This is a genomic window from Intrasporangium sp. Soil_C_50, from assembly GCF_057656595.1.
This window is the reverse complement of the sequence record NZ_JBDGKB010000007.1, coordinates 24,431-44,963: the sequence shown is the minus strand read 5'-3', so window position 1 is coordinate 44,963 and position 20,533 is coordinate 24,431. Positions and strand designations below refer to the sequence as shown.

General features: G+C 70.8%; 15 protein-coding genes, 3 tRNA genes and 1 pseudogene. 9 read left to right on the top strand and 10 right to left on the bottom strand.

Annotated elements, in window-relative coordinates:
* Both AC3A5R_RS15425 and xylB read left to right on the top strand, forming a co-directional pair.
* Nucleotides 1-1,008: pseudogene (locus tag AC3A5R_RS15425) on the top strand (mannitol dehydrogenase family protein); the annotation flags it as partial.
* Complete coding sequence (gene xylB / locus AC3A5R_RS15420) at nucleotides 984-2,453, top strand: xylulokinase (RefSeq protein ID WP_487621651.1); 1,470 nt, start codon at nucleotides 984-986, stop codon at nucleotides 2,451-2,453. The pseudogene AC3A5R_RS15425 and the gene xylB, both read left to right, overlap by 25 nt.
* 48 nt (nucleotides 2,454-2,501) lie before the next feature.
* Here the strand turns inward: xylB and AC3A5R_RS15415 are convergent, their stop codons facing one another.
* From AC3A5R_RS15415 to AC3A5R_RS15400, 4 genes are all read right to left on the bottom strand, one after another.
* Complete coding sequence (locus tag AC3A5R_RS15415; protein ID WP_487621650.1) at nucleotides 2,502-3,212, bottom strand: flavodoxin family protein; 711 nt, start codon at nucleotides 3,210-3,212, stop codon at nucleotides 2,502-2,504.
* Between the two features lie 58 nt (nucleotides 3,213-3,270).
* The gene (argS, locus tag AC3A5R_RS15410; RefSeq protein ID WP_487621649.1) at nucleotides 3,271-5,031 is read right to left on the bottom strand and encodes an arginine--tRNA ligase; all 1,761 of its coding nucleotides are present in this window, start codon (nucleotides 5,029-5,031) and stop codon (nucleotides 3,271-3,273) included.
* Nucleotides 5,032-5,157: 126 nt separating this feature from the next.
* Entirely contained in the window at nucleotides 5,158-7,182 is a 2,025-nt protein-coding gene (locus AC3A5R_RS15405) for a sunset domain-containing protein (RefSeq protein WP_487621648.1), read from the bottom strand.
* A gap of 150 nt (nucleotides 7,183-7,332) precedes the next feature.
* Nucleotides 7,333-8,985, bottom strand: coding sequence for an AMP-binding protein (locus AC3A5R_RS15400; protein WP_487621647.1), 1,653 nt, complete (start codon nucleotides 8,983-8,985; stop codon nucleotides 7,333-7,335).
* A gap of 157 nt (nucleotides 8,986-9,142) precedes the next feature.
* Between AC3A5R_RS15400 and AC3A5R_RS15395 the strand changes: the two genes are divergently transcribed.
* A complete protein-coding gene (locus tag AC3A5R_RS15395) occupies nucleotides 9,143-9,661 on the top strand; it encodes a hypothetical protein (protein WP_487621646.1) in 519 nt (172 codons plus the stop codon).
* Nucleotides 9,662-9,744: 83 nt separating this feature from the next.
* Here the strand turns inward: AC3A5R_RS15395 and AC3A5R_RS15390 are convergent.
* A tRNA-Arg gene (locus tag AC3A5R_RS15390) sits at nucleotides 9,745-9,817 on the bottom strand.
* A 432-nt stretch (nucleotides 9,818-10,249) separates the two neighbouring features.
* Between AC3A5R_RS15390 and AC3A5R_RS15385 the strand changes: the two genes are divergently transcribed.
* The gene (locus AC3A5R_RS15385; protein ID WP_487621645.1) at nucleotides 10,250-12,085 is read left to right on the top strand and encodes a phosphoenolpyruvate carboxykinase (GTP); all 1,836 of its coding nucleotides are present in this window, start codon (nucleotides 10,250-10,252) and stop codon (nucleotides 12,083-12,085) included.
* A gap of 145 nt (nucleotides 12,086-12,230) precedes the next feature.
* The gene (locus tag AC3A5R_RS15380; protein WP_487621644.1) at nucleotides 12,231-12,722 is read left to right on the top strand and encodes a DUF6328 family protein; all 492 of its coding nucleotides are present in this window, start codon (nucleotides 12,231-12,233) and stop codon (nucleotides 12,720-12,722) included.
* 302 nt (nucleotides 12,723-13,024) lie between these two features.
* Here the strand turns inward: AC3A5R_RS15380 and AC3A5R_RS15375 are convergent.
* Nucleotides 13,025-13,111: transfer RNA gene (locus AC3A5R_RS15375), tRNA-Ser, on the bottom strand.
* A 202-nt stretch (nucleotides 13,112-13,313) separates the two neighbouring features.
* Here AC3A5R_RS15375 and AC3A5R_RS15370 point away from each other — a divergent pair.
* Both AC3A5R_RS15370 and AC3A5R_RS15365 read left to right on the top strand, forming a co-directional pair.
* On the top strand, nucleotides 13,314-14,855 hold the full coding sequence (locus AC3A5R_RS15370; protein ID WP_487621643.1) for an LCP family protein: 1,542 nt from the start codon (nucleotides 13,314-13,316) through the stop codon (nucleotides 14,853-14,855).
* Between the two features lie 108 nt (nucleotides 14,856-14,963).
* Nucleotides 14,964-16,508: an LCP family protein gene (locus AC3A5R_RS15365; RefSeq protein ID WP_487621642.1), complete on the top strand. Its 1,545-nt coding sequence runs from the start codon at nucleotides 14,964-14,966 to the stop codon at nucleotides 16,506-16,508.
* 177 nt (nucleotides 16,509-16,685) lie between these two features.
* On the opposite strand, the gene AC3A5R_RS15360 is transcribed toward AC3A5R_RS15365, so the two are convergent.
* Nucleotides 16,686-16,889, bottom strand: coding sequence for a cold-shock protein (locus tag AC3A5R_RS15360; protein ID WP_013491183.1), 204 nt, complete (start codon nucleotides 16,887-16,889; stop codon nucleotides 16,686-16,688).
* A 227-nt stretch (nucleotides 16,890-17,116) separates the two neighbouring features.
* Nucleotides 17,117-18,043, bottom strand: a complete 927-nt coding sequence (folP, locus tag AC3A5R_RS15355) for a dihydropteroate synthase (RefSeq protein ID WP_487621738.1) — start codon at nucleotides 18,041-18,043, stop codon at nucleotides 17,117-17,119.
* A 543-nt stretch (nucleotides 18,044-18,586) separates the two neighbouring features.
* On the opposite strand from folP, the gene AC3A5R_RS15350 reads away from it, so the two are divergent.
* Nucleotides 18,587-18,672: transfer RNA gene (locus AC3A5R_RS15350), tRNA-Ser, on the top strand.
* A 46-nt stretch (nucleotides 18,673-18,718) separates the two neighbouring features.
* Here AC3A5R_RS15350 and mobA read toward each other — a convergent pair.
* Nucleotides 18,719-19,324: a molybdenum cofactor guanylyltransferase gene (mobA, locus tag AC3A5R_RS15345; protein WP_487621641.1), complete on the bottom strand. Its 606-nt coding sequence runs from the start codon at nucleotides 19,322-19,324 to the stop codon at nucleotides 18,719-18,721.
* Entirely contained in the window at nucleotides 19,321-20,193 is an 873-nt protein-coding gene (locus AC3A5R_RS15340) for a helix-turn-helix transcriptional regulator (protein ID WP_487621640.1), read from the bottom strand. The genes mobA and AC3A5R_RS15340 overlap by 4 nt, the downstream gene beginning before the upstream one ends.
* Between AC3A5R_RS15340 and AC3A5R_RS15335 the strand changes: the two genes are divergently transcribed.
* A complete protein-coding gene (locus tag AC3A5R_RS15335; RefSeq protein ID WP_487621639.1) occupies nucleotides 20,192-20,482 on the top strand; it encodes a DUF2249 domain-containing protein in 291 nt (96 codons plus the stop codon). The two genes, AC3A5R_RS15340 and AC3A5R_RS15335, sit on opposite strands and share 2 nt — an antisense overlap.
* The last annotated feature ends 51 nt before the right edge of the window (nucleotides 20,483-20,533 follow it).

Sequence of the window (20,533 nt, the reverse complement as noted above, 5' to 3'; positions counted from 1 at the left end):
GGTGCGACGCCGAGCACCGTCTTCGGGTTCGTCGTGGCCGGGCTCGCGGCCCGGCGCGCTGCCGGTACGCCCCCGTTCACCGTCATGTCGTGCGACAACCTGCCCGGCAACGGCGACGTCGCGCGCACGATGATGACGGCGTTCACCCGGCTCAAGGACCCCGACCTCGCCGACTGGATGGACGAGCAGGTGCAGTTCCCCAACTGCATGGTCGACCGCATCACGCCGGTGACGACCCAGGACGACATCGACCGGCTGGCGAGCGAGTTCGGCGTCGCCAACGGCTGGCCGGTCGTGTGCGAGCCGTTCACCCAGTGGGTCCTCGAGGACCACTTCACCGGCGGCCGGCCGCCGTTCGAGGACGCCGGCGTACAGCTCGTCGACGACGTCGTGCCGTACGAGCTGATGAAGCTGCACCTGCTCAACGCGAGCCACCAGGCGCTGTGCTACCTCGGCTACCTCTCGGGCCACCGGTATGCCCACGAGGTGTGCCAGGACCCGCTCTTCGTCGACTTCCTCCTCAGCTACATGGAGCACGAGGGCAGCCCGACGCTCCCCGCCGTGCCCGGCGTCGACCTCGACGCCTACCGGCACCAGCTCATCGAGCGGTTCGCCAACCCGGAGGTGCGCGACACCCTGGCCCGGCTGTGCGCCGAGTCATCCGACCGCATCCCGAAGCGGCTCGTGCCGGTCATCAGCCGCAACCTCGAGACAGGCGGGCAGATCGACCGCTCCGCCCTCGTGGTGGCCTCGTGGGCGCGGTACGCCGAGGGCGTCGACGAGGCGGGCGAGCCGATCGAGGTCGTCGACCGCGTCAGGGACAGGGTCATGGCGGCCGCGGCCCGGCAGGGCGAGGACCCCCTCGCGTTCCTGCGCGACCGCGACCTGTTCGGCGGCCTCGCCGACGACGAGCGCTTCACCGCGGTGTTCACGGACGCGCTCCCTGCCTTGCACGACAACGGCGCTCGGGAGACGCTTCGGTCATGGAGCACCCGGGTGACCACGTGACCGACGGCCCGACCCTCGTCGCGGGCGTCGACAGCTCGACGCAGTCGACGAAGATCGTCGTCTGCGACGCTGCGACCGGTGCCGTCGTGCGCACGGCCCGGGCGCCGCACCCCGACGGCACGGAGGTGCACCCCGACCGATGGTGGGAGGCCTTCCAGCAGGCGAGCGGCGACGGCATCCTCGACGGTGTCGCCGCCATCGCCGTCGGCGGCCAGCAGCACGGCATGGTCGCCATGGACGACACCGACGCCGTCGTCCGCGACGCGCTCCTGTGGAACGACACCCGCAGCGCAGGGGCGGCCCGCGACCTCACCGACGAGCTCGGCGGACCCGCGGCGTGGGTCGACGCCGTCGGCCTCGTCCTCGTGCCGAGCTTCACCGTGACGAAGCTGCGCTGGCTGGCCCGGCACGAGCCGGAGAACGCAGCGCGGGTAGCCCGAGTCGTCCTGCCGCACGACTGGCTGACCGGGCGGATCCTCAAGCAGGGCAGTGGCTTCCAGCGCTGGACCACCGACCGCGGCGACGCGTCGGGCACCGGCTACTGGTCGGCCGCCAAGGGCGACTACCGCCCCGACCTGCTCGAGCTGGCGTTCGGGCGCAGCCTCGAGGTGCCTGACGTGCTCGCGCCGGCCGAGGCTGCCGGGCACACCGAGTCGGGCAGGCTCGTCGCGGCCGGCACCGGCGACAACATGGGCGCCGCCCTCGGCCTGACCCTCGAGCCCGGGGACGTCGTCGTGTCGCTCGGCACGAGCGGCACGGTCTTCACGCCGCACGGCTCGGCGATCCGCGACGAGTCGGGCGCCATCGCCGGGTTCGCCGACGCGACCGGCCGCCACCTGCCGCTCATGTGCACCCTCAACGCGGCACGCGTGCTCACGGCGTCGGCCGCGATGCTCGGTGTCGACCTCGCCGAGCTCGACCGGCTCGCCCTCGCCGCCGCCCCCGGCGCCGACGGACTGACGCTGCTGCCCTACCTCGACGGCGAGCGCACCCCTGACCTCCCCGACGCCACCGGCACGCTCAGCGGACTCACGCGGACCAACGCCACACCGGAGAACCTGGCCCGCGCCACGGTGGAGGGCATGCTCTGCAACCTCGTCGCCGGCGTCGACGCCTTGCGCGACAACGGTGTCAGCGTCGGTCGCGTGCTGCTCATCGGCGGCGCGTCTGCCTCTCGGGCCGTCCGCGAGATCGCCCCGGGACTGTTCCGGGCCCCCGTCGTCGTGCCGTCGCCGGCCGAGTACGTCGGCGTCGGGGCCGCCCGCCAGGCGGCCTGGGCGCTCTCGGGGGCCCACGAGCCGCCCACGTGGCAGCTCGGGATCGACTCCGAGTACGACGTGCCGCACGACGCCACGGGTGCGGCCGCCGATGTCGTCGGCCGGTACGCCGACCTGCTCGAGCGGGTCCACGGCCTCCGCCAGGGCAAACCCTCACCGGGCCGCTGAAGCCACCCCGAGGGCCCGGCTCCGCGGGCTCGACGGGCGCCCGACGCCTCAGCGGTACTCGGGGTTGTGCCAGCCGAAGTGCTCGCCGGAGTTCCACTCCGAGCGCTGGTTGCCGTACCCGGGCACGCCACCTGCATCGACGAGCATCCGTGCCAGGTGCATGAGGTTCCACGTCATGAAGGTCGTGTTGCGGTTCGTGAAGTTGTTCTCGGGACCGCCGCTGCCGGCGTCGAGGTAGCTCGGGCCGGGGCCCGCCTCGCCGATCCAGCCGGCGTCGGCGTTGGGCGGGATCGTGTAGCCGACGTGCTGGAGGCTGTAGAGGATGTTCTGGGCGCAGTGCTTGATGCCGTCCTCGTTGCCGGTGATGAGGCAACCGGCGACGCGTCCGTAGAAGAGGTACTGGCCCTTGTCGTTGAGCATCCCGGAGAGCGAGTAGATGCGTTCGATGAAGCGCTTCGTGATGCTCGAGTTGTCGCCGAGCCAGATCGGGCCGGCCACGACGAGGATCTGGCTGTCCAGGATGCCGGGGTAGAGGTCGGGCCAGGCGTCGCTCTCCCAGCCGTGCTCGCGCATGTCGGGATAGACGCCCGTCGCCACGTCGTGGTCGACGAACCGGATGACGTCGACGTCGACGCCGTGCTCGCGCATGATGGCGGCGCTCGCGTCGACGAGGCCCTGGGTGCGGCTCGGCTCGGGGCTCTTCTTCAGCGTGCAGTTGACGTAGGTGGCCTTGAGGCCCGTGAAGTCCCAGTCGGTCATGGGACGACTCTCCTCCCGGCCGAGTGGGGCGGGAGGAGAATCGCCCACACCGGGCGTCCTACATCTGCTCGGGCGCCTCGAGGCCGAGCAGATCCAGGCCCGTGGTCATGACACGGAACACCAACGCGCAGAGGGTGAGTCGCGACGCGCGGACCTCGTCGCGGTCGGCCTTGAGCACGGGGCAGTTCTCGTAGAACGCCGAGAACGCCTGGGCCAGCTCGAAGAGGTAGCCGGCGAGTCGGTGCGGCTCGTACGTCGCACCGACCTCCGCCACGACCTCGCCGAAACCGAGCAGGTGGACGGCGAGGGCCCGCTCGTGCGGCTCACCGAGCAGGACCGTGTCGTGCTGCGCCGACGGGTCGGTGCCGATCTGCCGGAAGATCGAGCGGATGCGGGCCACGACGTACTGCAGGTACGGGCCGGTGTTGCCGGTGAGCGAGACCATCCGATCGAGGTCGAAGACGTACTCGCTGTCGTGCGCGACCGACAGGTCCGCGTACTTGACCGCGCCGATGCCGACCTGGCGGGCGATGGTGGCGCGGGTCGACGCGTCGAGATCCGGGCGGGCCTCCTCGAGCACTTGACCGGCCTTGTCGACGGCCTCCTCGAGCATCGCCATGAGCCGCAGCGGCTTGCCCGAGCGGGTCTTGAGAATCTTGCGGTCCTCGCCGAGCACGTTGCCGATCTGGACGTGGACGGGCGTGACGTCGTCCGGGAGCCAGCCGGCCTTGCGCGCGGTGTCCCACACCATGTTGAGGTGCAGCGCCTGCGGCGCGCCGATGACGTAGAGCACCCGGTGGGCGTCGAGGTCGTGGACCCGGTACTTGATGGTCGCGAGATCCGTTGTGGCATAGCCGTACCCGCCGTCGGACTTGCGGATGATGAGCGGAACGGGCTTGCCCTCGCGGCCGGTGTAGCCGTCGAGGAAGACGCACAGGGCGCCGTCGGAGACCTCGGCGATGCCCCGCGCCTCGAGCTCCTCGCAGATGCCGGGCAGGGCGCCGTTGTACATCGACTCGCCGGCGAGGTGCAGGCCGGTCAGCGTGACGCCGAGCGTCGAGTAGAGCTTGTTGAAGTAGACCTTGGAGAGGTCGACGAGCTCGTTCCAGAGCCGCAGGGTCTCGGGGTCGCCGGCCTGCAGGAGCACGACCCGCGACCGGGCACGCACGTTGAAGTCGCCTGCGCTGCCGGCGGGTTCGGCCTTCTCGGCGGCGTCGAACTTGACGCGGGCCGCCTGGTAGAACGCGTTGGGGTCGGTGACGAGCAGACCGGCCTCGTCAGAGCCCTCGCCGACCTCGAGCAGGTGTTCGATGAGCATGCCGAAGGGCGTACCCCAGTCGCCGATGTGGTTCTGCCGGATGACGTGGTGCCCGAGGTGCTCGAGGGTGCGGGCCAGGCTGTCGCCGACGACCGTGGTGCGCAGGTGACCGACGTGCATCTCCTTGGCGACGTTCGGCGCGGAGTAGTCGATCGGGATGTTCTGCGCCTCCTGCAGCGGCACGCCGCAGCGGTCGTCGGCGTCGACCTCCTGCAGCAGCGAGGCGAGCCAGGCACTGGAGAAGGTGAGGTTGATGAAGCCGGGGCCGCTGACCTCGACCGAGTCGCAGACGCCCTCGACGTCGAGGGCCTCGACGATCTTGGCCGCGACGTCGCGCGGCGGGGCCCCGACCTTCTTGGCGAGCGCGAGCGCGGCGTTGACCTGCACGTCGGCGAACTGCGACGGGCGCAGCACCGGGTCGACATCGCGGAAGTCGTCACCGAGGGCGGTGGCGATCGCGGACTGGACCTTCGGCGTGAGCGCGACGAGCGGGGAGACCATGCGGGCCAGTCTAGGTGCGCACGCGTGGTGCCCTCGCCGGGGTTTTCCGGCCGGGGGCGGGCGCGGCATGGCGACGGGGCCGGGGCGCCCTGCGGCGCCCCGGCCCCGTCGTGGGGTCGCCGGCGATCAGTCGGCGCGACCGGAGAAGCCGGAGCGACGCGCCGCATCCTCGTCGTAGAACCAGACGTCGGGCTCGACGTCGTCGTAGCCGTCCTCGCCCGGTGCGACGAAGCGGTTGCCGTCGCGGACGCCCTTGACGGCGTGGCCGAGCGGCTGCGCGCCGTCGGAGATCGTCGCCGCCGAGCCCATGCCGTAGCCGCCGTCGACGACCTCGTCGTACTCGGAGACGCGTCGGCCGGACGCCGCCGACGCCCCCGACTCTGCGGATGCCTGCGCCCCGGCGGACGTCTCCGGCTGAGCGGACGAGTCGTCGGTCGTCGTGTCGGAGGCGTCGTCGGCCGTCGCGGCGGACGCCTCGGGCTCGGTGCCATGGGTCGACGCCTCGGACGTCGGGGCTCCGGACGACTCCGCGGCCCCCGCGGCATGCTCCGCGTCGACCTCGCGCGCCTCACGGGACTCGTCGGCCGACGCCGGCGCGGCGTCGGCCGCGCTCTGCTCGCCCTCGGGTGCCTTCGTGGGGTCGTCACGCTCGCCGAGCGCGGCGTCGCTGGCGTCGGGGTGGGCCGGCTCCTCGGGCTCCGGCGGACGCTGACCGCTCGTCGTCGCCCACGGCTGGCCGCGGTGGTCGCCCGGGTCGTCGGACGGCGTCCCGCCCTCGGCGAGGAACTCGTCGCGGTCCTCGAGCGCGGGCACCCTGACCTCCTCGGCCTCCTCGGCGTCGCCGGCGTCCTCGGGCTCCCAGCCGTGGCCGCCCGTGGAGGACGTCCCTTCGGTCGAGCCCGCCGCGTCCGTCGAGTCGGTCGCCGTCGAGTCCGTCGAGTCCGTCGAGTCCGTCGAGTGCGTGGTGTCGGTGTCGTCGGCCGACGCAGTCGCCTCGGCGGGGGTCTCCCGCGGCTCGGACTCCTCGTCTCCCGTTGCGACGGGTTCGCCCGACGCCGCGGCGGTGGCACCGGCTGCTGCGCCGGAGAGCCCGGCGGCGCCCTCCTCGGCGTCGGCCGTCGGCTCGTCGGCGCGCTCGTCGGCGCGCTCGTCGGCGCGCTCGTCGGCGGTGCGCTCGGCGGCGGTGCCGGCGGTGGGGGCGGCGGCCGTGCTGGTCTGGTCGGCGTCGTCCGCCGACGCCTCGTGAAGCTGGGTCGTGTCGGTCATGTCGTCGGCTCCGTTGCGCTCGGGGACGACCCCGGGCTGCCCGGCGTCGTCGGACGCGGCGTCCGCGGCCGCGCTGCTCGAGCCCGTGACGTCCTCGTCGGTGCCGGCCCCGGCGGTCGGCGTCGAGCCGGACTCCGGCTCGGCGTCGTCGTGCCACGACGGCACAGCACCTGTACCCACTCCGGTGTCCGCCGACGCGTTCTCGCCCGACCCGACGCCCGACTCGTGCTCGTCGGCTCCCTCGGTGGAAGACGCGGTCGTCGCGGAGGCGGCGTCAGTGGCCGGCGCCCACCGTCCACCGTCGTCTGCGCGTGCAACGTCATCAGGTTCGCGCGAACTCGTCTGTGAGTCAGTGGAACCCGTCGAGTATCCGAACGGGTTCTCGGCGTCGGCGAGGTCGTCGTCGTCCTCCTCCTGGGTGAAGGCGGCGCTGCCCACCGCGGCTCCGGCACCGGCAGCTGCTACGCCAGCGCCGGTGGCACCCGTTCCGGCGCCGCCCGCCCCGGCACCGGGGGCCTCCTCGCCGGCCTGGACGTCGGGGTCGATGCGGTCGGCCTCACGGGCGAGCTCGTCGTGCTGGGCCTGGGCGCGCTCGGCCACGGCGGCCGCCTGGGCGGCCTGCTCCTCGAGCCGACGGGCCTCACGCGCCTTCGCCTCGGCCTCGGCCGCCGCCTCGGTGGCCATCTCGCCGGTGACGGACGCGCGGTCCTGCTGCTGCCGGACCTCCGCGAGCCGGGCGTCGAGGCTGGCCCGCATGCGGTCAGCCTCGGCCCGACGCGCCTCGATCTCCTTGCGTCGGCTGGCCGAGACGAAGAACCAGATGATCAACGCGACGACGACGACGCCGACGACCACCCACAGGATCATCTTGTTGGTGTCGGACATTCCATCCCTCTCGGGTCACGGGTCCAGGACGACCACTCCACCGGCAACCTACTGCGCCACAAGCCGGTTCGCGCCACTCGACGCGTCCTTTCCGCGATCCGTACCCGATCCGCCACGTCGGCCATGACCCCTTCAGGGTCGCGCCGCCCCTCAGCCGAGGCCGAGCTTGCGGGCCGTCACCTCGCGCATCTCGACCTTGCGGATCTTGCCGGTGACCGTCATGGGGAACTCCTCGACGACCTCGACGTAGCGCGGGATCTTGTAGTGCGCGAGCTGCCCGGTGCAGAACTCGCGCAGGGACTCGGCCGTCAACGGCGCGGCACCGTCCTTCATGCGAATCCAGGCGCACAGCTCCTCGCCGTACTTCTCGTCCGGGACGCCGATGACCTGCGCGTCGAGGATGTCGGGGTGGGTGTAGAGGAACTCCTCGATCTCCCGCGGGTACACGTTCTCCCCGCCGCGGATCACCATGTCCTTGATCCGGCCGGTGATCTCGACGTAGCCGTCGTCGTGCATGACGCCGATGTCGCCGGTGTGCATCCACCCGTCCTCGACGGCCTCGGCGGTCTTGTCGGGCTGCTCCCAGTAGCCGAGCATCACCGAGTAGCCCTTCGTCAGGAACTCCCCGGCCTGCCCGCGCGGCAGCGTCTCGCCGGACACCGGGTCGACGATCTTGATCTGCAGGTGCGGCCCGACGCGTCCGACCGTGCCGACCTTCTGCTCGAAGGTGTCGTCGGTCCGGTTCTGCGTCGACACCGGGGAGGTCTCGGTCATGCCGTAGCAGATCGTCATCTCCTCGATCCCGGAGGCGATGAGCTTCTTCATCAGCTCGGCCGGGCAGGGCGAGCCGGCCATGATCCCGGTGCGGACGCTGGAGAGGTCGTAGGAGGCGAAGTCGGGCAGGTTCCACTCGGCGATGAACATCGTCGGCACGCCGTACAGCGAGGTGACCTTCTCGTCCTGCGTCGCCTTGAGCGTCGCCGCGGGCTCGAACCCGGGCGCCGGGATGACCATGCACGCCCCGTGCGTCGTGCACGCGAGGTTGCCCATGACCATCCCGAAGCAGTGGTAGAAGGGCACGGGGATGCACACCCGGTCGGCCTCGGTGTAGTCGCAGAGCTCGCCGACGAAGTAGCCGTTGTTGAGGATGTTGCGGTGGCTGAGCGTCGCACCCTTGGGAAACCCCGTGGTGCCGGAGGTGTACTGGATGTTGATGGCGTCGGTGTTGCTCAGGCCCCCCTGGACCCGAGCCAGCTCCTCGGCCGACACCTCGCCGGCCCTCGCGACGAGCTCGTCCCAGTCGGGCGTGCCGATGTACACGACGCGCTCGAGGCCGGGCGCCTCGTCGCGGACCTCCTCGACCATGCCGCGGTAGTCGCTCGCTTTGAAGGACTCGGCCGCGACGAGCGTCGAGATACCGGCCTGCCCGAGGACGTACTGCAGCTCGTGGGCGCGGTAGGCAGGGTTGATGTTGACGAGGATCGCGCCCATCTTCGCCGTCGCGTACTGCACGAGCGTCCACTCCGAGCAGTTCGGGGCCCAGATGCCGACGCGGTCGCCGGTGCGCACGCCGACGGCGAGCAGGGCCCGGGCCAGCAGGTCGACGTCACGCTGCAGCTCGGCATACGTCCACCGCTTGCCCTGCGCCACGTCGACGAGGGCCTCGCGGTCGGGAAACCGAGCCACCGTCGCGTCGAGGTTGTCGCCGATCGTCTGCTCGATGAGCGGGGGCTCGGTCTCACCGCGGGTGTGAGACAGGGCAGGGTCGAGCCCGGTGGACGAGTCGGTCTGCACAGCGGTCATCGGGGCCTCCGGACGTCGTGGACGGTTCCTCAGCACACCCAACCCCCGGGGCCCGGCGCCGCGCAAGGGATTCGTCCTCGTCCGGCTGTCTGCCTCGTCACGCCCGACGACCGCCGCCCGCCGTCGGCGGGACGATGAAGGTGCCGAAGGAGCCGCCATGGACCCGCGCCCCGACACGCCACCCCCATCGACCTCGTTCGCGGATCCCCGCCCCACGCGCCTCGGGCGGTTCGCCGCCGGGCTGCTGCTGGTCGGTGCCATCCTCGTCGTCGTGGCTCTCGGCTTCCAGGGACAGGACCTCGCCGTCGTGTTCTACGCCGGGTTCGTGCTCGTGGTGGTGGGTGGCGCGCTCGCCGTGTCCCACCACCTGCGCAGCGGCGGCGGCCCGGTCACGGTCCTGCCGACGAGCCGCCTCGGCTGGGTGTCGGTGGTGATGCTCGTCGTCGGCGTCGCCTCCTCTGCCCTCGCGCCGCTCGTCGAGATCGGGTCGCGGCACGCGAGCGCCGTGCAGAACCTGGTCGTCCAGGGCGGCTTCGTCCTCGCCGGCCTGTCGGGCCTCACGGTCCTGCTCGCGTCGTGGCGCCATGGAGAGCGGTCCCTGCCGGCGATCGTGCTGTGCGGCATGGCCGGCCTCGCCTTCCTGCTGCTGCTCTTCGGCGTCGAGACCCAGACCTGACGGGGCAGACACGACGATGGCAGACATGACGAAGGCCCCGACCGCATCCGGTCGGGGCCTTCGCCTTCTGTCTCAACACAGAGCGCACCCGAAGGGATTCGAACCCCTAACCTTCTGATCCGTAGTCAGATGCTCTATCCGTTGAGCTACGGGTGCAGGTGTCTTCGCCCTTCCGGGCGGGACGAGAAGTTACCTTAGCGGCTCGGGTCGCCAACCACGAAATCGAGGGGAGGCGGCCGTTCCCACGTGCGTCGGCGAGGTCGCGAGACGCGTTCCGCCACTGCGTCGAGGGCTGGTGTCCTGGCCTGTCCACCACCCGGCAATCCCACTGCAAATCCTGCAAGAAACCGACACGATCCGGTCGCTCGGCTTGCAACGCCGAGCGGGTGTGAGCCGTTTCACCGGGCCCTGAGGACAGACCGGTCATCGGCGCTCCGGGCCGGGCGTACGGTGAGTCCATCACGTCATCTGCTCACTATGTGGACACCCGGCGGGGCGCCACCCGCGCCTGACGAGGGCCCACGAGCGAGCAGCAGAACCGGCACGACGTGGTGCCGGCAGTGCACCGCGCGAAGGGATGGCCCGCAAGTGACCACGACCCAAGAGAAACCGAGTACGCACACGACGCACGCCGGCCTGGCCGCCTGGGTCGACGAGGTGGCCGCGCTGACGCAGCCGCGCGATGTCCGCTGGATCACCGGCACTCCGCAGGAGTGGACCGAGCTGACCGACCAGCTCGTCGAGGCCGGCACCTTCGTCCGCCTGAACGAGGACAAGAAGCCGAACTCCTTCTACTGCAAGAGCGACCCGTCCGACGTCGCCCGTGTCGAGGACCGCACCTACATCTGCTCCCTCGAGGAGAAGGACGCCGGTCCGACGAACAACTGGATGGCGCCGGACGAGATGAAGGCTCGGATGACCGAGCTGTACCGCGGGTCGATGCAGGGCCGCACCATGTTCGTCATCCCCTTCGTCATGGGCCACCTCGACGCAACGGTCCCGATGTTCGGTGTCGAGATCACCGACTCGGCCTACGTGGTCGTCTCGATGCTCGTCATGGCCCGCTGCGGCGACGAGGTCCTGCGCCGCATCGAGGACACCGACGCCTCCTACGTGCCCGCGCTGCACTCGGTCGGCGCCCCGCTCGCCGAGGGCTCGGACGACGTCGCCTGGCCGTGCTCGGACACGAAGTACATCGTCCACTTCCCCGAGGAGCGCGCCATCTGGAGCTACGGCTCCGGCTACGGCGGCAACGCCCTGCTCGGCAAGAAGTGCTACTCGCTGCGCATCGCGAGCGCCATCGCCCGCGACGAGGGCTGGATGGCCGAGCACATGCTCATCCTCAAGCTCACCTCACCCAAGGGATCCGTCCACTACGTCGCAGCCGCGTTCCCCTCGGCCTGCGGCAAGACGAACCTCGCGATGATCACCCCGACGGTCCCCGGCTGGAAGGCCGAGATGGTCGGCGACGACATCGCCTGGATGCGGTTCGGCGAGGACGGCCGGCTCTACGCCGTCAACCCGGAGTTCGGGCTGTTCGGCGTGGCGCCGGGCACCGGCGCCTCGACCAACCCCAACGCGATGGCCACCATCGACAAGGGCAACTCGGTGTTCACCAACGTCGCCCTGACCGACGACGGCGACGTCTGGTGGGAGGGCATGACCGACGAGCCGCCGGCCCACCTCACCGACTGGCACGGCAACTCCTGGACCCCCGAGGACGGCAAGGCCGGCACGCTCTCGAGCCACCCGAACAGCCGCTTCTGCACGCCGGCCAAGCAGTGCCCGATGATCGCGCCCGAGTACGACAACCCGAACGGCGTGCCGATCGACGCCATCCTCTTCGGCGGTCGCCGCAAGACCACCGTGCCGCTCGTCTACGAGTCGCGCGACTGGAACCACGGCACCTTCATCGGCGCGACGCTCTCCTCCGAGACCACGGCCGCTGCCGTCGGCGCCGTCGGCGTCGTGCGCCGCGACCCGATGGCGATGCTGCCGTTCATCGGCTACCACGCCGGCGACTACATGAACCACTGGCTCGAGATCGGCAAGGGCGCCGACGCGTCCAAGCTGCCGCGGATCTTCGGCGTCAACTGGTTCCGCCGCGACGAGGAGGACGGCTCGTTCCTCTGGCCCGGCTTCGGCGAGAACAGCCGCGTCCTCAAGTGGGTCATCGAGCGCCTCGACGGCGACGCCGACGCGGTCGAGACGCCGATCGGGCTCGTGCCGACGGCCGAGTCCCTCGACGTCGACGGCCTCGACATGACGCCCGAACAGGTCGCCAAGGCTCTCGCCGTCAACCCGTCCGACTGGGAGGCCGAACTGCCCCTCATCGAGGAGTGGTTCGACAAGTTCGGCGAGCAGCTGCCCGCCGAGCTGCGCACCGAGCTCGACACGCTCCGCTCCCGCGTCAGCGCAGGCTGACGCCTCGGTCCGCCGCCGCGTGCCGGCGACGGCGGACGACGTGATGCAGGGCCCGGCACCCCACGGGGTGCCGGGCCCTCCGTCGTCCCCGGACGCGCCGGGCGACAGGGGCGCCACGACGTGGTCCACGGGGTACACCAGTGTCATGAGTGACTCACCGCCCTACGACCGGGACGAGACCGAGGCCGAACGGCTCGACCGCAACTTCGGCGAACAGCTGCAGGAGCTGCGCATCGTCCAGGCCGGCGTCCAGATCCTCTTCGCCTTCCTGCTGACGATCCCCTTCCAGCAGCGCTTCTCCCAGCTGACCGGCCTGCAACGGACGATCTACGTGACCACCCTGCTGTCCGTCGCGATCGCCACGCTCGTGTTCATGGCACCCGTCGCGATGCACCGCATGCTCTTCCGGGAGGGCCTCAAGGACTACGTGGTCCGCCACACCGACCACCTCATCGGTACCGGGCTGTGTCTTCTCGTCGTCGGCATCGTCGGCGGGGTCGTGCTCGTCCTCGACGTCCTGCTGTCGCACACCACGGCGTTCTGGATCGGGGGCGGGCTCGCCGTGCTGGCGGTCGCGCTGTGGGTGGCGCTGCCGTTGTCGCAGCGGCGCCGACGCCGACGCGCCGACGCGGGCTGACCTCTCCTTTTCGGCTCTTCACCGTCGAAAGGCCACGAACGGCCGCCTCTGCACCGTCGAAAGGCCACGATGGGCTGACCCTTCAACCGTCGAAGGGCCACGATCGGCTGCTGCTCCGTCGTCGAAAGGCCGCGACGAGTAGGGGCCGGCGACTCGGAGGTCCGGGGCCGGCGGCGGGATCCGTCGCGTTGGTCGCTGCTCGTTCCTCGCCTCGACCAGCCGCTGCTCCCGGCATCTCGCCGCCTCCGCTCCAGAACGTCGAACGCCCCCGAGCTCGCTCGGGGGCGTTCGACGTTCTGGAGCGGAGGCGGCGGGATTTGAACCCGCGAGAGGTTTTATCCTCAACCCGCTTAGCAGGCGGGCGCACTAGGCCACTATGCGACGCCTCCGTGCCCGGTGACCGGCAGCGCGAGGCTAGGCGACGCGGCGACGGATGCACGGGCGGGAGTCAGGGTACCGGCCCCGGACCATGTCACCCAAACCGGGGTCTGCGACCCCCTGTCTCGTCCCAGATCCCGATGAGGTATCTGACAGCAAGTCAGGGCACAATGTCGTGGCGGCCGAGCGCCTGCGCCGAGCAGAGAGGACTCCATGACCTACCCGACAGTGCGCGGTCCGGGCACCGCCCAGACCCGCGAGACGCTGCGTCGTGAGCTCAAGTCCGGCTTCCGACGCGCCCTCGGGCTCACCATCCTCGGCACCGTCGTCCCCGGCGCGGGCCTCACGCAGACCCGCAGCCGCAAGATCGGCTGGGTGCTGCTCGTCCTGGCCCTCGCCAGCGCCGGCCTGCTCGCGTACTACGTCCTCACCACCGGTGTGACGAACGCGGCACTGTCGATCGTCGCTCGGCCCAACCTGCTCATGGCGCTGGCCGGGGTCTTCATCCTCGGCGGCGTCCTCTGGTGCGGCTCCATCATCCTCACCGCCATCCAGTCGCGCCCGAGGCGCCTGGACCGCACCCGCACCCGCTTCCTCGCGGCCCTGACGACCCTGCTCGTGTTCGTCGTCGCCGCCTCCTCCTTCAAGGTGGCCGAGTACGCGACGATCACCCAGTCGACCGTCGCGCAGGTCTTCGGCAACACCCCGGTCAAGCCCGGGCAGGGCGCGCAGGTGGCCGAGGGCGAGGACCCCTGGGCCAAGCAGGCCCGCGTCAACATCCTGCTCATCGGCTCCGACGCCGGAGCCGACCGCGTCGGCATCCGTACCGACTCGATGATCCTGGCCAGCATCGACACCAAGACCGGCCGCACCGCGCTCATCTCGATGCCGCGCAACCTGCTCAACGCCCCCCTCGCCCCCAAGTCGCCGCTGCGTGCGCTGTACCGGTCCGGCAGCTTCGGCGACCCCGACAACACCTGCGACCAGGGCCCTGGCCAGTGCATGCTGACCAACCTCTACGTCGACGCCGAGAACTACGCCAAGAGCCATCCGCACGCCTACCCGGCCGGCGAGTCCCCCGGTCGCACCGAGATCCGGGGCACGGTCCAGGAGATCACCGGGCTGAAGGTCGACCAGATGGTCGTCATCGACCTCAAGGGCTTCTCCCAGCTCATCGACGCCATGGGTGGGCTCGACATCAACGTCAAGCTGTCCGGCTACGGCACCAAGCTGACCATCGGCGGCGAGCACGACGCCAGTGGTCGCCTCTTCGGCGTCAAGGGCTACTTCGAGCCCGGGTTCCGTCACCTCAACGGCTGGTTGTCGCTCTGGTACGCCCGCACCCGCGCCGCCGACGACGACACTCACCGCCAGATGCGCCAGCGATGCGTCGTCCAGGCGATCGTCAAGCAGGTCAACCCGGCCGCGATGGTCGGCAAGTACCCCGAGATCGCCAAGATCCTCAAGGACAACATCTACACCGACATCCCGGCGCAGAACCTGCCGGCCTTCGTCGACCTCGTCGAACGGGTCCAGAAGGCGAAGATCAACAGCGTCGCACTGACCTCGACCCAGGGCGTCTACTCGAGCAACCCGGACTACGAGCTCGTCCGCCGACTCGTCCAGAAGGGGCTCGAGGCGCCGAAGCCGAAGCCGTCCTCGAGCGGCGGCGGCACGTCGACGAGCACCCCGACGAGGACGAAGACGAAGACCTCGACGCCGTCCCCCACCACGACGCCCTACGAGCAGTGCTGACGCGGGTGGGCGGTCGGAACCCCGGCCGCCACCCGTTCAGCCCCGAATGAGCCGGACGCCCGGGCGAGCCGTGTCGCCACGCGCACGGGGCCGACCATAAAGTGCCTCATGGCCTCCCCGACAGTGCGCGGTCCGGGCACCGCCCAGACCCGCGACACGCTGCGTCGTGAGCTCAAGTCCGGCTTCCGACGCGCCCTCGGGCTCACCGTCCTCGGCACCGTCGTCCCCGGCGCGGGCCTCACGCAGACCCGCAGCCGCAAGATCGGCTGGGTGCTGCTCGTCCTGGCCCTCGCCAGCGCCGGCCTGCTCGCGTACTACGTCCTCACCACCGGTGTGACGAACGCGGCACTGTCGATCGTCGCTCGGCCCAACCTGCTCATGGCGCTGGCCGGGGTCTTCATCCTCGGCGGCGTCCTCTGGTGTGGCTCGATCATCCTCACCGCCATCCAGTCGCGCCCGACGCGCCTGGACCGCACCCGCACCCGTGTGCTCGCGGCCCTGACGACGCTACTGGTGTTCGTCGTCGCCGCCTCCTCCTTCAAGGTGGCCGAGTACGCGACGATCACCCAGTCGACCGTCGCGCAGGTCTTCGGCAACACCCCGGTCAAGCCCGGACAAGGCGCGCAGGTGGCCGAGGGCGAGGACCCCTGGGCCAAGCAGGCACGGGTCAACATCCTCCTCATCGGCTCGGACTCCGGCGCCGACCGCATCGGTACCCGTAGCGACTCGATGATCGTCGCGAGCATCGACACCAAGTCCGGTCGGACGGCACTGATCTCCCTTCCCCGCAATCTGCAGAATGTTCCGATCGCGCAGGGGAGCCCGCTACGCCGGATGTGGCCGAGTGGCGTCTACGGCGATCCGGTCTGCCCTCGTGAACAGGCCGACCCCGCCGACCCGTGCCAGCTGAACGCGATCTGGGCCGAGGCGGACCTCTACAACCAGAACCACCCGGGCGCCTACTCCGAGCGGGTGCCCGGTCGGACGGAGACCCGCGACAGCATCTCCCTGATCCTCGGCCTCAAGATCGACCAGACCGTCGTCATCGACCTCAGGGGGTTCGCCCAGCTCGTCGACGCCATGGGCGGCGTGACGATCAACGTGAAGAACGCGGCCACGGGCCAGCGCCTGCCGATCGGTGGAAGCCGCGACGCCAACAACAACCTGAAGCCCGGCAGCGTCAAGGGCTACTTCACGCCGGGTGTCCAGAAGCTGAGCGGATACTACGCCCTGTGGTACGCCCGCAGCCGAGCGGGCGATGACGACACGTACCGCCAGATGCGCCAACGGTGTGTCATCCAGGCGATCGTCAAGCAGGTCAACCCAACCCAGATGCTCGGGGAGTACCCCAAGATCGCGGCCATCCTCAAGAACAACATCTTCACCGACGTCCCGGGCCAGAACCTGCCCGCGTTCGTCACTCTCGTCGAACGCGTCCAGAAGGCCAAGATCACGACCTTGGGGCTGACGATGAATGTGGGAGTCAAGCCGTGGGATCCCGACATCGAGCTCATCCATCGGCTCGTGCAGAAGGCGATAGCGCCGCCGAAGCACAAGCCGACCCCCTCCTCGAGCGGCAGCAGCACGTCGACCCCGACGAGGACGAGGACCTCGACGCCGTCGCCGACGACGACCCCCTACGAGCAGTGCTGACGCGGCGGGCGGCCGATCACCGGTCTCCCGCCCTGACCGCTCCCCGCCCTCACCGGTTCCCGCCCCCGCCGTTCCACGGCGTCCCCGGTGCCGGCACAGAACAGAGCCCCCGACCATGCGGTCGGGGGCTCTGCACAAACGACGTAGGTGTCGCTCGTTGCGGTGTTCTCCGGTGAATCAGAGCGGACGAACTGCGTCGGCCTGCGGACCCTTGGGGCCCTGCGTGACCTCGAACTCGACGCGCTGAGCCTCGTCCAGCGAACGGTAGCCATTCGACTGGATGGCCGAGTAGTGGACGAAGACGTCGGGGCCGCCGCCGTCCTGGGCGATGAAACCAAAGCCCTTCTCGGCGTTGAACCACTTGACGGTGCCCTGTGCCATACGGGTAACTCTTCCTTCTTCTGCGTGCGGGACGGCACACCTCGTGCCTCCCGAGCTGCCGCTTTGAGCCCACCGGACGAGCGAACTCGCCGCGCCGAAGAGAAGACCCGCCACCGGTTGGGGACGGGCACCTGCTCGACGACGAGGAACTGCAACTGCAACCGGCAACGAACCTAGCAGAATACCGCGCCACGGGCTTGCCGGAGTTCACTGTTTTTCCCGGGTGTTCACCGGTCGCCTGTCGCAGCGCCGCGGGGCACCCCGCGCAGCGCCAACGCCTGGGGTCGGTCACCGCGGATCGTGGCGACCATGTCGAGGACGCGTCGGGTGGCCCGGACGTCGTGCGCCCGGAACACCGTGGCCCCTAGCCACGCGGCCACGGCGGTCGCGGCGAGCGATCCCTCGAGCCGCTCCTCGGCGGGCAGTGCGAGGGTCTCGCCGACGAAGTCCTTGCGTGACATCGCTTGCAGCACAGGGAAGCCGAGCGCCACGACGTCGGACGTGTGACGCAGTACCTCCAGGGAGTGGGCCGTGGTCTTGCCGAAGTCGAGGGTGGGGTCGACGAGGACCCGCTCGGGTGGGATCCCTGCATCGACGGCGGTGCGCGCGCCGCGGGCGAGGGTGTCGACGACGTCCCGCACGACGTCGAGCGGGTCAGGGCCGTAGGTCACGTCGACGGGGTCGGTCCGTGGCGGGAGACCTCCGGTATGTGAGATGACGTATCCGGCGCCGACCTCGGCGGCGACGTGGACGAGGTCACGGTCGTGGCCGGCCCACGTGTCGTTGACGAGGTCGACGGCGCCAGCAGCCTCCCGCGCGACCTCGGAGCGCCACGTGTCGAGACTGAGGACGGCCGTCGGGTGGGCCTCGCGGGCCCACTGGAGGAAGGGCACGACGCGGCGGATCTCCTCGTCGGCGTCGACGGCCTCGCCCTCCTGGCCCGCCCGCACGCCGCCGATGTCGACGATGTCGGCACCGAGCTGGAGGGCCGAGTCGACGGCGGCTTTGGCCGAGTCGAGGGCCTCGTGCCGGTTGCCGCTGAAGAACGAGTCGCGGGTGCGGTTGACGATCGCCATGACCGCCGGCGCCGACGCGTCGAAACGCCTGCCGCGCAGGAGGAGTGGGGCCGGCCGGGGCAGGTCGAGGGGTGCCAGCCGGGCGAGGATCTCGGCGGTCGGGGGCGTCGGATCCGGGCTCTGATGTCGCGTCACACTTGCGTATCTCACGCACGCCGTGACGGGTCAACCCTTGGTCGAACCATGGTTGTCGAACTGTTACCATTGTGCTGCAGACGTCGTCCGCCCTCCCGGCACCGCTCCCGTCCGGGCGGGCGGATGGTCTGCCGGTCCCGACCGTCCCGCAACGACGGTCGACCATCCGGACCCCGGACGAGGATCGGTCGGGGTTCACCACCCAAGGAAACTGAATACCGAGATGTCCCACTTCGTGTCGTTCTTCGCGGCGCTGAACCGTCCGTCCCGCCGTCAGCCGGTCGGACAGTACAAGGCACACACCACCTACGAGGAGATGCTCGGTCTCTTCTGAGGAGTGCCAGGCATCGATCCGCTTGCGGATCAGCATGAGAACAAAGGGACTCCGGCTCGCCGGAGGCCCTTTTTCCATGTCCGGGGCCAGACAGTTGGGAGGGACCCCGCTCGGTGCGGCATGATGGGGGCCGGCGTCGACACGGCGCCGCTGGAGGGTTCGCATAGTGGCCGAGTGCAGGCGCCTTGAAAGCGCCCGAGGGAAACCTCCGTGGGTTCAAATCCCACACCCTCCGCCAACCGGCCCGCGCGCAGCGAGGTGACACCCGCTGCGGCGGCCGGGCCTCATCCGGGCAGGCGACCGAGGTGGGCGCGCGCCGTCTCGAGGTCGTCCGGGGTGTCGACGTCGCGGGCCAGCTCGGCCGGCACGGCCACCGCGACGTGCGGCACGGCGAGGAGCGTCCGGGCGGGGAGCCCGTGCGGGGATGCGGGTAGCGCGGCGCGCAGCGCCTCTGCGCGGTAGGCGCCGAGGAGCGCATGGTCCCGGCCGTCGACGCGGGCCACCACTCCCCCGACGTCGGGGCCCGACGCGTCGAGTGCGGCGACGAGCGTCGTCAGGGCCGGCGCCGCGAACGGCATGTCCCCAGCCACCACTGCGACAACCTCCGTGGCAGCCGCTGCCACCGCGGCTGCGACGCCCGCGAGCGGCCCTCCACCGGAAGGCTTCTCGCGGACCCACACGGCATCGGAGCGGACCGTCGCCCGGTCCGACCCGACGAGGACGACGGGCCACCCTGCGGGCAGCGCCTCCAGGAGATGGTCGAGGACGGTCGAGGCACCCAGCAACGCCGAGAGCTTGTCGGCCCCGAAGCGGCGCGACGTCCCGCCGGCGAGCACGACGACGGTGACGCGTCGGTCGACGGGTACGCCGTCGGGTTCGGCATCACTCATCCGGCCAGTGTCGCAGCCGTCGGCAGGGTGAGGACGCAGGCGCCGGGCCGCGCGAACGCCTCGAGTCGAACGCTGTCCGCGGCGTCTTCGTCGCCCGCCTCACTCCCGTCGAGCCCGTCGGGCGTCCGGCCAGAGGGTGCAGACCCCGCCGACCTGTCCGCACGTGGCGAGGCTGCGGATCCGAGGACCCCCTCGACCAGACCCAGGTGCACCCGACAGACGACCTCCGGGTGCCGCCGGGCCGACTCGAGCAGCGGACAGGTACGCAGCAGGAGCGTGTCGGACGGCGCCGACTCGGGGGTGGGTGAGAAGCCGAGTCGCCCGAGGACCGCCACCACCCGGTCGAACGCGGCGGAACCTCCGGCCCGCCCCACAGGACGCCGACTGCCAGCGTCACGAACGAGCAGGGCTGCGCCCCAGGCCCGCCCGATGCTCCGGGCGTCATCGCCGGGGTCGCCGCCCCGTTCTGCGAGCCGGTCCGCGAAGGAGGCCGCGAGCGCCACGTACTCCGCCACCATCTCACTCCCACCGAAGAGGCCTTCGGCTGCGGGCGTGCTGCGGTAACGGGCGGCCGGCCTGCCGCGACCGGACGCTCCGGTGGCAGGCGCGAGCTCGACGAGGTCGTCTGCGACAAGTGCCGTGACGTGGTGCCGAAGGGTGTTCGGGTGTCCACCGAGGGCATCGGTGAGCTCGCCGACCGTCACGCCGGGTCCGGTGGCGGAGGCGTCCCGCACCGCGCCGAGGACCCTGGCCCGGGCCGGCTCGAGGGCCGCCGGCCCCCGGTCGCCGGGCCGAGTTGGTGCGGGACCGAGGTCGGGAGTATTTTTCACAATGACATTGTAGAAAAGATCGACCCTGGAGGCCACCATGGACACCCGCACCGAGCTCCCGCTCACCACGGCAGCACACACCTGCGACTGCGGTGACGATGCGCACGGCGCTCCCGAGCTCGACGTGCGCCCCATCCCGCACGCCATCCGCCACGCCACCGTGTTCGGCGCACTGTCGGCCATCCCGGCGGGCGGCACCCTCGTACTCGTCGCACCGCACGACCCGAGGCCGCTCCTCGCCCAGATCGCCGACCGCGAGGGACCGGTCACAGTCACCTACCTCGTCGAGGGGCCGGAGCTCTGGCGCCTCGCGATCACCCGCGCCTGACCGGCCGCCGTCCGATGTGTTCCTACTGTGGCTGCGAGAGCATCAGCGTGG